This window comes from Paenibacillus sp. FSL L8-0435 (assembly GCF_037965655.1).
Classification (GTDB): domain Bacteria; phylum Bacillota; class Bacilli; order Paenibacillales; family Paenibacillaceae; genus Paenibacillus.
This window is the reverse complement of the sequence record NZ_CP150185.1, coordinates 5,089,115-5,102,747: the sequence shown is the minus strand read 5'-3', so window position 1 is coordinate 5,102,747 and position 13,633 is coordinate 5,089,115. Positions and strand designations below refer to the sequence as shown.

Sequence of the window (13,633 nt, the reverse complement as noted above, 5' to 3'; positions counted from 1 at the left end):
TTTCAATGGATGATAAATTGAAGTATTTAAGAAAATATAACCAAGAGATAAGATTGCTTACTCATAAAGACATCAGTAGTATTGCAACTAACCAACTTCCAGATGATTGGTATGATATTTTTAAAGAACAAGATAGCACAGTCAGAATAAAAAGAATTCTAGGAATTTGGAAAGAATATCTACGGATAGAATTACGCAACACAATATCTTATTTAAGCGAATTTCTTGTAGATGTTGAATTAATGCAATCAGGGGAGGATTTTTCGGTTCTATATACAATCAAAAATTCTAAGGGAAACATATTATATTACGAGGGACGTAATCCACAGGATCAATTTAACAATAAGGAATTACGTGAAGTTTGGGAGAAAATGCCCAACTTAATTCAAAAATTCTATGAAGAAGTTCACAATGGTTTTTATTACTATGCTAGTGAATCTATGGGGCTAGTCCCTATCAAGTCTGTAACGTTTCTAGGAGACGAGGATTTAGAATGGGGGATAATTGATGAATTAGAAGAACCCATCGGAATTAATTTAGAATCATCTTTTGGTTTTTTCACAAATGGTATGGGAACGTATATTGTAATAGACTATCAAAATTGTAATAATAATAATGCGACTTTTTGGTCAGCAAAAAGACAACCGAATTATAATATAAATTTTTGGAGCTATGTAGATGAATGGATTGTAATTGGTTTTGAATAGTTGTTTAATATATATGAGCAGTTACAAAAACTTATTTTTGAAGTTACTATTCTGATTTATAAATTGCCGCAATGGGAGTTAACTGCTCAAGTCTGTAAAATAGATTGTGTACACTCTTTAACAGATTCAAGCTTGGAGCAGCTACCAAGTGCGGAATGACTCCATCATACAACCAATAACACATATAACCCATGTAATACCCGTATAAAAGATTTCGCTATTTTGTTTGTACGCAAAGAAATGCTAAAGTTTTGTAACCTAAATAACGCTATTCCATTACACGAAGCAGGTTGATTATGGTCAGATAATACCATGATTGATCTGTTTTTTGTTCTCTTCGCTTTCTCAAAATTTTTTTGGATCAATCGCAACTGTAAAATACGCCACTACGATAGAAAAGATGATAAGGTAGTTTTAAATATTCAACAAGCAAAAATGGTCATACCCCTGTCAAGTAGACAGATGAAAAAAAGCCAAACTCAAACAACGCGCATCGATATTCAATTGGTGCGCGTTGTCTGAGTTTGGCTTGAAAACGTCGATAGTTGTAACTGTACATGTACTCTTCCACCGCTTGTCGAATCTCGCTTCTGAATTACACTGGTTCTTGTACAGCTTCTTTGTTTTGAGATGTGAAAAGAAAGATTCGATGCATGCATTATCTAGGCAGGTTGCTTTGCGAGAGTGGCTGTCTTTGACGCCGAATGCTTCTAATCGTGAGTTGTACGCCTGAGACGTATACTGGAAGCCTTAATCCGAATGGAGCACGGCTTCCGAAACGTCTCTTTTTTTGTGTCCATTGTTCCACCGTATCCAATACGAGCTGTACATCGTTCCGTTTAGATAACTGCCAAGCTACAATTTCGTTGTTGAACAAGTCTTGAATCACAGACCGGGTAGATAACGGATGGCGTATAGCTGGACTTCTTCCGCTTCCTGCGAATGACAGATTGTATGGATAGTTCCCGCATGATTCGCCACACTTTCTTGTGATTGACGTTCAGACCAGCCTCCCAGAGCGCCGTTGTCATACGCGGGTAACCAAACTCTCTGTTGTTCATATGAATGGTCATCATACATTCTTTGATCTCACGATCGCGGTCTTGTCTTGCGTCTCGCTGCGGCTGTGTTGCTCGCCATTTGTAGTAACTGGATCGAGGGATTCCTGCTATCGTTAATAGGCGTGTAATGCCATGTGAGCAGCGTAGTTCATCTAGGATAGCGCCAGTTCTCTCGCTGGCTCAACGCTTCTCCTTTACTAGATTTGGATACCGCTTTTTTAAATAATCCACCTGCGCTTGAAGGTAATCTCTTTCTTCCTCTGCGCAGCCAAAGCTTGTACGGGGGCGTCCCTTCAGTGGGTTCGGGACACTATTTTTTCGCATCATCGAACGCTTCCCCGTTTTTCCACTTTTTCACCACACCTTTAGTTGTGAACAGTTTCGAATTCCCTCGCGCTCAGTAACCACCTTGTAGCTCGAAGAACCTTCGACAACCGATTGAACTGCATTCAATTCGAATTCTTCGGTATTGGTCTGAAATGTTTGTCTTTTTTTTTATAAAATTCCCCCTCCAAGTGTCACTTGAACCCTCATGATAACATGAAGTTTTTTTTTAGTGTCTACTTAAAGGGATAATACCAGTAATTCCGTATACCGTAAGTGCCTACACGCATAATGGACGTGAAAAAATGCTGATCAGCAGTCTGGATCGGAGTGATGGCATTCCCGGTAGCATTTCCCGGCCATTCGAGACGGCAGAAGTGGAGTTGTACCTTAGCGGAAGCGATGGCCAGCTGAGACAAAAATTCGTATATGCGAACCGCCCGGATTTCTATAAAGAGGTACTCTACGAAGACATTCGAGATCGATATGGAGATAAAATTCCGCAAGATGATACGGATTCCATCGTGAATGGAGAGACGAAGTTTTTTGTCTTTCCGGATGATAGTCATTGGGGCTTCCATGTGTTGCCTGTAGCTCGCAGAAATGAACGGCTGTATCTGGGATCGCAGAAGCTGCTTCCGTTTGAGACAGACTTGTCGGAACTGGACTTCTTTGACGGAATGAAGTGAGGATCACGAGCAGAAGGGGGAACACCGCTCATGTTCACATATTCGTATCCGCATTTTAACAAGGGAAGAATTCTGAAAACATCCATGTTGGAGGGACTACGTGATTTCCCCAGAGACTTCATCGAACTGTACTATCGCGGTTATGCAGATGGCATTCTTGCAGGTGCAGAGGTAGAAGTCTTCCCGGACAAATTGGTCGTCGCTCCTGGGATGGTGCTGTATAAAGGAAGGCTTTATATGCTGACAGAGCCTATGGAACTGGCATACCAAGCTACGGGACGGGTCAATGTGTTGAAGCTTCGGTTTACCGCGGAGGAGACCGTGAGTGACATGACGATAAGCCATTCCGAACTGCTCTTGGATGAAGAGACAACGTGCACATCGAGAGAGTTGGAGCTGGCTCGATTCAAGCTGAAGGAAGGGGCGCGGCTGCGGCGTGACTACCAGACCTTTGCCGACTTGGCAACGGAGTTCAACACCCTGCATGTCATTCATGTCCCTTATGCAGCCGAGGGGGCAAGCACCTTATCTCCTGTTGTCATGAAGGATTATGCCGAGAGGTTGCTTCGAACGGGGACCTCTGATCCCCAGGATCTGGTCTTCGCCATGATGTGTCTCAATGAAGGAACGGTTGCGCGTAGCGTCATTTTGCATCACATTGCTAGTCGATTAGGGCTGGAGTACAGAGAATATGATAATGCGCAGATTCATCGATATCTGGATCGCATACTGGCGAATGCAGGTCGGGGAACGGGACGTTCGGGTATGCCGGTGGGTGGACCACATCGTATGATTGTGGATTGAAATTTTCAAGTGAATGGGAGGATGGAATTCGTTTATGGAACATATGGATCGCAAAATCATCCCGATGTTATATGGCAAAACATTGAACGGTGAACCTCATCAGGGAACAGAGACTAGAGATGTTGAAGCCTCTCCTGAATCAAGAGAAGTAAAACCATTCGAGCCAATAACCATGATACGCCTTGAACAGGAAACGATACATCTGAGAAGAACGGAGCTATACGAGGGCAAGGTTACGGTGTCTCTTCCCCGCACATTTCGTTTGGTGACAGAAAGAGAAGCTCAGTTAAAATATCCGTCGTCCCATCGTCCTGAATGGATCTATACCAATGATTCGGGAACGATCAACTTTACGTTCAAGACATTGGATCATCGTCTTGCTCCGGAAGAGCTGAATTCCTTTACGGAATCGATGGCTGATGTGATTCGTGCAACTCAACCTGTACGAGAATGGAAAAAACACGGCGTTCGAGTGACGGATGCCGGTCTTTCCACGGGTTACTGCCAGTTCGTTGTTCAGGGATTGAATGATCAAATTTATAACCATATGGTGTTCACCATTTTAGATCAGAAAGTCCTTGTTTATGGTTTTAACTGTACGGACGATGAGAAGAGAAATTGGATGGAACCCGGTGGTACACTTCTGGATACACTCATTGTCGAAATGAATTAGAGAGGAGCTGAGTCCATGAGCCTGACGTATGAAAATCTGATTATTGAACCTTATGAGCTAGTACATCTGCAAGAATTGACAATCCGCAAAAAGATGAATGAGCACACCCGTCTTGTTTTCAAAGGCATGGTATCCGAGGAATGGAAAGATCGTTATGTGGATGTTACGGATAAGAATACCCCGATTGAAGTGTGGCAAAAGGACGAGGAAGGGAACAAAAGTCCGCTATTCAAAGGCATTCCTTTATCTGTAGAAGTACAGGTTGTGAGGGGCGTATATACGCTCCAGGTTGAAGCAATCTCACATACATACCTGATGGATGTCAAGAAGCGAACCCGTACGTTTCAAAACATCCAGATGACGCTCCCTGAATTGTTAAAGGAGCTGGATCAGGATTATCCGGGACTGGACGTGATCGATGAGGGGACCGGGGGAGCCAAGATTGGCAAGGTTGCCGTGCAATACCAGGAAACAGACTGGGCATTTCTCAGAAGACTGGCTTCCCGATTTCATACGAGTCTGATGCCTGCGGCTCAATTCGACAGTCCCAAATTTTATTTCGGCGTATATGAGCATGGTAACTCGATCGAACTGGACAATACGCGTTATACCGTCCACAAAAACATGACTCCGTTCATGTACTTCACAGAGAACGAGACTGTAAATGTGAATGAAAGTGACTTCATTGTATACGAAGTGGAGACAGATCAAGTTATGGAACTGGGACACCATATCTCATTCCGTGGCAGAAGTCTGTATCTTACGGAAGCCTATACGGAACTAGCCGGAGGTATTCTAAAGCATAAATATGTGCTGAGTCTTCACAAAGGATTGCGGCAAAAGACGTACTACAATCCGCTGATTGCTGGAAGCTCATTAATGGGGCGTGTTATCGGTGTACATGGTGGACAGGTTCAGGTGCATCTTGATTGTGATGATAAACAAGGGACGGAAGATGCACTGTGGCTGTTGTATCAATCTCCGTATATTGCAGAGGGAGAGACCGGCTGGTATGTCATGCCCGAAATTGGTGACCCGATAGCTGTATATTTCCCAACGATGTATGAAGAAGATGCTTACGCCACAGGTGCTCCACGACTGGATAACAAGTCGACATCCACCAACAAGCTGAACAATCCAGATCATAAAATTTTTCGCACTCCTCATGGGAAAGAGATACGTCTTACTCCAGACGCTGTAATCATTAGCGGCAAAGAAGGAGAGGTCTATATTCGACTTAGTGGAAATGAAGGTATTCATATTGCAGGTAGTCAGCAAGTAAGTATGTCAGCAGGAGGGAGCATTTCGCTAAAAGCAGGAAAGAAAATTACATTATCTGCTGGATCAGAACTTCTTCTTGAAGGAGGAGTAGGGAAAATAAGGCTGGATGGTCAGGCTCAAATGAGCGGGACAGAAGTGAAATCTAATTAACGTTGGAAGGAGGAAAGTCAGTGAGCCGGAAGGAATCACTACTGCACTTTTATACGAATCAAGTGGAGCCTGAACGAATCAGGCTGATGGCTGACCTTCAATATACATTAAATAGCCAATCCCCAATGTTGACTACGGAGTTCCTAAGTTATTTCGAAGAATTAACTAGTAAAGTAAGGCACAGTCAACAGATTGGTGCCAAAGGGAATGTTGCTTACATCCAATATTCTTTGTTGCGGACAGAAGTCGCTACGGGAGCGATGCATTATCTTGCCGAAGCCAGTGATATGTCATGGCTTCTCGACAGAGAGCCTATACAGGCAATATATGATGCCCAGTGGGCCTTTGATTGTTTGGAACGGATGCTTGATCGTTTGAAGAAGACACTTCCTGATTATCAGGGGATGATCTCGATGGTTGAACTGGATCGAATACGACTTCAAGAGGTAACTTTGGTTCACCGCTATGTTATTTATTTTATTCGTCAATGTTTCCATCAGCTCCTTGATTCCCAACTGATATCGGATATGCAGGTGGAGCCCGAATTTGAGGTTCGTGTAGGGGAGTATTTGGATACCAGTGAATGTGTGTATCGACTTGACCAACGAGAACGGAACCTGGAAGACATCGGCAGGGAGCTTGAAGAGGGTGATGGTTTGGGTGGGATGTATGCGGACTATCACGATCTGGACATGGAAGAGATGATATGCAGTGATCTAGACTTCCGGTATAGCAGGTTTAATGACATCAGATTAAAATCAACAGATTTTGAACGTTGTGTCTTGGTAGGCACACGTTGGCATAACTGTGATATGAGAGATACCAATTTTGCTGACAGTCTACTATACGGTGCTGACTTCAATGGATGTTCACTGGAGAGGGCTATCTTCAGGGGCATTTCTGGGGAAGAAGGGCATCCTGATGGTCGAATACAGGGTCCTGGGTACTCAGGTATCAACTTCGAGAATGCCAACTTAACCGGAGCAGATTTCAGGGGAGCGCGACTCCGTGGAGCTATATTTCGTAGAGCAAACCTAACCAACGTGTTATGGGATGGGGCAGATCTGGAAGATGCGATATTTGAGGAGTCGGTGAAGGAGGAATCGCCATGCGATACTTTAGGCTGATGCAGGATACCAGATGGACAAATCGTGTAGAGACAGAAGCGGTTGGTGAGGTACAGCGTCGAGAGTGGAATGCTTCTTTTCAGGAGGGAGTGGTAATCACACCGCAATTAACCTTTCAATCAAAAGCAGACCTAATGTAGATTACACCGATTATTTGGAGCGCCCTGTACCTCTGGTATCGGATCGAATGCTGGAAGTATTTACGTTGTACCATCCCGGCTTAATTCGCAGGGCGGCAGTGTTGACGGACAAAGCACGTATGTCCCAGGAGACCTATTGGGCTATTTATCCAACGGTAATGGATGTGCTCTCTCCCCAAACGGAACGTCATCTGGATGGAAGTCTGAAACAGATTGTTCTGGATCGAGGTAAGGCTGAACTTCCTTTGTTTCAATTAAAGGAACCTCGTGAATCTGTCATCATCGTTAATCTAGCTTTGGCAGAGAGTCTGCTGCGTCGGGATTTTTCCGGGATTCAGCTGGTCCGTCTGGAGCAGGAACAGACAATATAGAGAGGAGAGAGGCGAAATGACACAAGGTAATCAAGAGAGTGAGATCAGTCTTCAACCTGCTACAGGAGATTCCAAGAGTTATGTGGTTGCCGGAGCGATTCTGCATTGCAGTTGTGGTACACAGCGTACCCGATTGAAGATCCCATTTAGTCATGGCGTTTACATCAAAGGCAAGGCTCAGTTGACGATTGAAGATTATGTACCTGGAGTCCATATTGGATCATTTGGAAATTGCTCCAATATGGAGAATCCGGCTGTATCCAACAGTATGATGGTGGATATCTATGGGGTGAAGAAAGCACCGTGTGTACCTGTATTGACTATGCCTTGGCTACATGGCAAAGGAGATGCCAAGGTGGAAGGGAAAGCTGCTCTACTTGGTCACTGTACGCATAAGTGTCTGTATGGTGGAGATATCGTCATCGAGGATGACGGACAGCAGCTGGATTTTTGAGATGAACGAATCCATGAAAAAGGTACAGGAACGCATCGGATACGAACAACTCCGTTTATATTGGCCGTATAAAGTGCAATGGCTGGAAGAAATCCGAATTACCCGACAGATTAATGAGCATGCGAAGTTATATATTAGCGGCGTTATACCGGAGGAAGATGGACCAGGCATCCTTCATGTCCAGGCTGAAGGAGAACCGATTGTACTAAGACAGCTAGATCAAATGGGGAAATCTGTAAGGCGTCTGTTTCATGGCGTGATGACTTCATTAACTGTACATTTGGTTGGTGGCATATACAGGTTCGAGCTAGAGGCCATATCGAATACATATCAGATGGACATTGAAATATCCGAGCGAGCATTCCAGAACAGGGCGATGTCCTATGGCGAATTAGTTAAATACGTGATGAAGGCGTATACCTACTCGGATGTAATTGATAATGTCACAGAGAATACCCAATTGGGAGAACTTGTTTTACAATATAGAGAAACCGACTGGATGTTTCTGAGACGTTTGGCTTCCCGGTTTGGTACCGTACTGGTGCCTGAAGTGACAGCGGCTTCACCGAAATTGTTCTTCGGGTTGCCCATGGGCAAGTTGTGGAAATGGCCTCTGGATCGTCCATATCATGTCAAGAAAGAAATGGGCCATCTGAATTGGCATGGGGATGAACAGCATCGGTATATGATGCAGGATCCCAAAGGTACACAGGGGGCGCTCATCTATACGATGGAGTGTTATGAAACCTATGCTTTGGGTGATAAAGTCGAACTGCCTGACGGGAAAGAATTAACGGTAACTCAAGCGGAATCCCGATTGGAATCCGGGTTGCTCATGACTACATATCGTATGATGTTGGAAGACCATATTCGGGTTCCACGATCCGATCTTCTGGATCTCATTGGCCTCTCCTTATACGGTGAAGTAATCCGCATTATTGGTGATCGTGTACAGATGGAACTGTATATCGAAGATGGTCCGATTAAAGCAGAATCTTCCTGTCCATATCCTTTATCGACATCTTACGTCGCCGAAGGTCACAGCGGACTCTACCTGATGCCAGAGATTGGTGACACGGTGGAACTGTACATTCCTGGAACTCGCGAGTCCAAGGCTTATATTCGTCATGCAGTACCCGAAAGCAAGCGTTCGGTTTCCGGTGGAACGCAACACAAAATGTGGGGCCACCCTGACGGACCATCTATTGGTATGTCATCGGATGAGGTGACCGTACAAGCTGGAGCTGGATTGGTCATCACACTGAATGACCAGGGTGTCATGATGCAGAGTGCAGGTAACATCTCGATTCAGGGTGGCAGTCTATCGCTTAAAGCAGGTCAGATTAAAGCTACCGCCCCTGAAGCAATTTGGCTCCTTGGCGGAGGAAGCAGCTTTATTCTCGATGGACAAGCTGATGTCCGTGCTGAACTGCTGCAACAGGAAGGCAGCCATAAGGCACCCGTCGTGGTAGCCGATTTGCCGCCTGAGCCAGAGCCGCCCCTTATTCCGCTTGAACAATATGAGGCAGCTCAAGCAGCAGCTGCAGCCGAAGCAGCTGCTATGCAGCCTTCAGTGGTTAACATGAAGGAGGCCTCCCTGTTTGGTGCAGCGGTCGCCATGGCGGGCATGATTCCCGTTTTGGGTATGCTTGGAGGTGCACCAGCCATTGCGGCACAGGCCGTTGTCGTTGGCGCTGCAGCAATCGGCTTGATCGGGAACATCCCAAGTGCAGGATCCTTTAAGCCTTCGGCCCTACAACTTCTGAATCATCTGAATGGTGATTTCGTGGGCAAGATGCAGCAAGAAGAGGCTTATAAGCACCAATTATTTGGTAAAGTTGTCTCAGCAGCACGAGAGTTAAGCACAGCTACTTCCTTTATGGATTTTGTTAAGAAACTGCATCAGCAGGATAAGGAAATTAGCCAGATGTATTATCAGATTCCAGGCTATACGAGGGAGCATTGGGCTCATCAACAGGTTGACCAAGAGTTGAAGGAAGCACTGGTGCATTATGGGAATGTGAAGCAGAATGACATTAAATATGAAATGTTTTTTGGCCCTTATCATAACGGCATTGCTCGAGATATCGGAAGAATAGACATCACCGCCGAGGAAATGGGTGACTATAATTACTGGCAGAAACAGAATCTGACGGTGGAACAGAAGAAGTATCTTGCCCGGCGAATTATGGCTCCCATGAGTAAAGAAGAATTATCTACCCTGATGGGTGAATTCGAGCAACATGAGATGACTATGAAAGGGTTGGACGGGGAGTTCAATGGATTTACGGGCAGAGTAAGCACGAAAAAGGGTTCTTCAGGTGTACCCGAACCCTCAGACCATCCAGGAACAACGGGTTCTCCAAGTGCTGCTTCTAAAGGAACAACGACGACAGACAAACCGGCTGCAAGTAAAACAAAAACATTTGTGAAAAAGTCAAAAGATGTGATTGTTAAAGCCGTCAGCGATTATTATAAGGAGAGCCAGGTCATCCGGTTTCAGCCTTGGAGCAACTTGGGAAAAAACAAGCCCAAAGAGTCGGGTAATGCCGGAGAAGTGGGTTCCGGAGGGAAAACAAGCCCGAACGCTGGGAATAAGTCAAGCGATGGGGCAGGAACAAGTTCCTCCAGCAATGGCAAGAAGCCGAATCAGACCCCGAGCAGCAGTAAGAAGTCGCAATCGTCAGGTGAAACGGATGCTACTGCATCGAGTCCAGGTACAGGGAAGAAGTCTGGCGACGGTGAAGGCACAAACTCACCAAGCAGTGGCAAGAAAACGGATCAGACACCGAATAGTAGTAAGAAGTTCAAATCATCGGGTGAAACGGATAGTACGGGTTCAAGTTCAGGTACAGGGAAGAAGCCTGGCGATGGTGAAGGAACAGGATCATCAAGTAGTGGAAAGATAGAGGATCCAACTCCGAATACCAGTAAGAAGACCCAAACATCCGGAGAACCGGACACTTCAGGATCAAATACAGGTACAGGGAAAAAGTCGAGCGAGGGTGAAGGAACAAGCTCATCTAGCGCTAACAAGAAAGATAATCAGATTCCCAACAGTCATAATCAGTGGAAACAAGATTCATCGAAGAAAAAAGGAAAAGGTAAAAAGGGTGAAGAGGCTGAAAATAAGTCTAAGGATCTATTAAAGCCACAAGAATCACAAAAAGATAAGGATACGAACGAATCTAAGAAGAAAGATAGCCAGAAACCGAATGAGTCTGACGAGAGAAATAGATCAAATGATACTATAAAAAACAAGTTAACAGATGCAGAATTTGAAGATCTGGTTGTCGCATTGAAATCTCAAAATTTATCGCGTGTTATGATAAAAGAATTAAGAGAAGGTATAACAAATAACAAATTCTCAGTCGAAAAGATTACAGATGGAAGAGCTGTGTATAAGATTAGTGTATTAGATTTGAATGGTAAAGAAACAACAACGGTTCTTTTGGATAAATTCGGAAATACAGTTAAGATGATTTGGACAGTTGGTACTAAAGGGAAGCGTGGTTCTGGGTATAGTCGAACGAAAGTTAGTCCAGGAACTGAAAGAGGACATATTAAATCCATAAATGAAGGGGCTCTTGATAATGCAGTTGAAGATAGTCCTCTAAATATTGTACCTCAGACGCGTCAAGTAAACGATCCCAAAATTAAAGCATTCGAAACATATAGAGTAAAAGAAGGTCAGGGAAAGTTAGTGATAACAGATATCCTTGATAATCCGATAGGTTACGTAAGAGTGAGAATGCCTGATAAAAAAATAGATGTTGTATATAATCCATTGTCAACAAATGCAAAAACTTGGCCCAAAGAATGGTATAAGCAGCCAGGGCCGTTCCATTAGGAGGACAGAATAAAAATGAAGGATAATAATCTTTATAAAATTAAAATAAATGAGAAGTATGGTTTTATTAATAAACAAGGTGACATTATAATTGAGCCTTCTTATAAGGCTGTAAACAATTTTTGTGAAGGTTTAGCATATGTTTGGACGTTCGATGATAAGGAAGGATATATAAATACTGAAAACGAATGGGTAATTGAATTGAGTGCCGACTTTCTAGGGGACTTCGAACATGGCTTAGCATTGGTTTATTATAAAGGAAAGTATGGATGTATTAATAAGCAAGGAGAGTTTGTAATAGAACCAATCTTTGATAGAATACATGGAATAAATCCGGGGTTTTCAGTTATAGCGGAGAAAAACAAGAAAGTAGGTATTTTTGGGGTATCTGGTGAAATTATTATAGATCCAATTTTTGATGTTATGGGTACATTTTCAAATGGATTGGCTTTAGTAAAGCAAGGGACAAAATTTGGTTTTATAAATGATAGAGGTGAGCTGAAAATTGATTATCAATTTAATTCAGTATCCAATTTTTCAGAGGGATTAGCTGAAGCCTCAGTGGACGGTGAATTCTATGGCTTTATTAATCAACAAGGGGAGTTTCTTATACAACCTGAGTATTATCAAGTTTCAAGTTTTTCCGAAGGATTAGGAGGATTCAAATTAAAAGCAAATGGAAAATGGGGATTTATAGATCACTTGGGGAGTAGGGTCATCAAAGATAAATTTCAAAGTGTAGGTGAATTTCAAAATAATTTAGCACCAGTTGAAAGTAAGGATATGTATGGATACATTAACAAAAATGGAAATTATATTATTAAAAATATATTTACAACAGCTGATTCTTTTTACAATAACCTTGGCTGTGTTACATTTAATGGAGAATGGGGCTATGTGGATGAAGGAGGAAAATGGGTATTCAAACCCAGCAATTTTAATCTTTGGTAAACGGAGGTTTTGTTCAAAGTGGAAAATAGAAAACAAGTACTAGAATTGGTGTTAGAACGATCCCCATATTTTGAATATTTATGTAGATGTCTTGAATCAATAGGTTTCTGCTTTCCGAGTGGATGTGAACTTGTATTATTTGCTGGAAAACAAAAATCTCCATTAGTAGACTTGCTAGGATTATCTAGTATAGGTATTGTGGATATTAATACTTTATATTCCCGTGATGAAGCAAATCCGGATGTGTGGATAGAATTAGATGAAGAGGAGTTATTAAATCTTGCTTCATCTGAAGTTCCCTTATCGAAAATGAAAATCACAATAAATAAGGGACATTTTATTTATCCTCAAGTTGAAAACATTCTAAAAAGAATTTTCATTCCACCTTTAGAATTCCCCTTGTCAGATCGAATTGAAATAATATATTGGTCGATGTTTGATTGCATAGAACCTAGGATCGTGTGGAGAAGTGAGCAGAGTGATTTGTTAATCCTTAAATATGAAAATGCTTTTGATGGACTGGATGTATACATCACATCGGGGCTAACTAATCCTGAGAATAGTACCCCATCCCTTATTGAGTTTGAAAATGGAAAAACATCTGGATATGGGTATGAATTGATGATAACAGCAAAGCCTAACGAAAGTGTTTTTAGAGATGAATTGGTTAGTTGGACTAAATATATTGAAGAAACAAAAAATCATATTTATCCTGGCCAATTTATAGAATATCGCGAAGGTAGGCTTCCAAATACAGACTTAAGTGGTTTTATAATTACTCCACCAATAGATTTACCTGAAATTATACCTGTTTCTTCTGGGTACGGTAGAATAAATTTATTACTAGGTGTAACGGCTGAGGAACTGGAGATAGCAAAAAAAGAAGATGACATATATATTATAGCTGATAAAATGTTTGAAAAAGGATATGTTAATTATAGTCCAACAAGAAGAAACTCTGTGATGTAACTGATTGCTGCTAAAAAGAGACAAATGATTTTGATTAGAGGATTCATTCCAATTTTTAGGTGGAATGAGTCCTTTTTTTGAA

At 42.7% G+C, this 13,633-nt stretch carries 13 protein-coding genes; 12 read left to right on the top strand and 1 reads right to left on the bottom strand.

All coding sequences use genetic code 11. From position 1 onward, the window contains the following. Nucleotides 1-5 precede the first annotated feature (5 nt). The gene (locus NST33_RS22710) at nt 6-707 is read left to right on the top strand and encodes an SMI1/KNR4 family protein (RefSeq protein WP_339305162.1); all 702 of its coding nucleotides are present in this window, start codon (nt 6-8) and stop codon (nt 705-707) included. Nucleotides 708-1,546: 839 nt separating this feature from the next. On the opposite strand, the gene NST33_RS22705 is transcribed toward NST33_RS22710, so the two are convergent. Beyond that, nucleotides 1,547-1,795, bottom strand: coding sequence for an IS3 family transposase (locus tag NST33_RS22705; protein WP_339308752.1), 249 nt, complete (start codon nt 1,793-1,795; stop codon nt 1,547-1,549). Between the two features lie 602 nt (nt 1,796-2,397). Between NST33_RS22705 and NST33_RS22700 the strand changes: the two genes are divergently transcribed. Genes NST33_RS22700 through NST33_RS22650 form a run of 11 tightly spaced genes read left to right on the top strand, consistent with a single transcriptional unit; the run spans nt 2,398 to nt 13,551 of the window. Beyond that, nucleotides 2,398-2,781, top strand: a complete 384-nt coding sequence (locus NST33_RS22700; protein WP_339305160.1) for a hypothetical protein — start codon at nt 2,398-2,400, stop codon at nt 2,779-2,781. A 30-nt stretch (nt 2,782-2,811) separates the two neighbouring features. After that, nucleotides 2,812-3,585 (top strand): DNA and RNA helicase, encoded by a 774-nt coding sequence (locus NST33_RS22695; RefSeq protein WP_339305158.1) that lies wholly within the window; start codon nt 2,812-2,814, stop codon nt 3,583-3,585. Between the two features lie 13 nt (nt 3,586-3,598). Continuing rightward, the gene (locus tag NST33_RS22690) at nt 3,599-4,258 is read left to right on the top strand and encodes a hypothetical protein (protein WP_339305156.1); all 660 of its coding nucleotides are present in this window, start codon (nt 3,599-3,601) and stop codon (nt 4,256-4,258) included. A gap of 15 nt (nt 4,259-4,273) precedes the next feature. Then, nucleotides 4,274-5,689: a hypothetical protein gene (locus NST33_RS22685; protein WP_221824340.1), complete on the top strand. Its 1,416-nt coding sequence runs from the start codon at nt 4,274-4,276 to the stop codon at nt 5,687-5,689. 20 nt (nt 5,690-5,709) lie between these two features. Next, on the top strand, nt 5,710-6,816 hold the full coding sequence (locus NST33_RS22680) for a pentapeptide repeat-containing protein (protein WP_221824338.1): 1,107 nt from the start codon (nt 5,710-5,712) through the stop codon (nt 6,814-6,816). Next, complete coding sequence (locus NST33_RS22675) at nt 6,798-6,956, top strand: hypothetical protein (protein WP_339305154.1); 159 nt, start codon at nt 6,798-6,800, stop codon at nt 6,954-6,956. Before NST33_RS22680 ends, NST33_RS22675 begins: the two co-directional genes overlap by 19 nt. Nucleotides 6,957-7,003: 47 nt before the next feature. Further along, nucleotides 7,004-7,327, top strand: coding sequence for a hypothetical protein (locus tag NST33_RS22670; protein ID WP_339305152.1), 324 nt, complete (start codon nt 7,004-7,006; stop codon nt 7,325-7,327). Nucleotides 7,328-7,343: 16 nt separating this feature from the next. Then, on the top strand, nt 7,344-7,781 hold the full coding sequence (locus tag NST33_RS22665; protein ID WP_221824334.1) for a DUF4280 domain-containing protein: 438 nt from the start codon (nt 7,344-7,346) through the stop codon (nt 7,779-7,781). Between the two features lies 1 nt (nt 7,782). Next, a complete protein-coding gene (locus tag NST33_RS22660; protein ID WP_339305150.1) occupies nt 7,783-11,631 on the top strand; it encodes a hypothetical protein in 3,849 nt (1,282 codons plus the stop codon). A 15-nt stretch (nt 11,632-11,646) separates the two neighbouring features. Continuing rightward, nucleotides 11,647-12,582 carry a WG repeat-containing protein gene (locus NST33_RS22655; protein ID WP_221821879.1) on the top strand — a complete coding sequence of 312 codons (936 nt, stop codon included), beginning with the start codon at nt 11,647-11,649 and terminating at the stop codon, nt 12,580-12,582. Nucleotides 12,583-12,600: 18 nt separating this feature from the next. Continuing rightward, complete coding sequence (locus tag NST33_RS22650) at nt 12,601-13,551, top strand: suppressor of fused domain protein (RefSeq protein WP_221821880.1); 951 nt, start codon at nt 12,601-12,603, stop codon at nt 13,549-13,551. Nucleotides 13,552-13,633 lie beyond the last annotated feature (82 nt).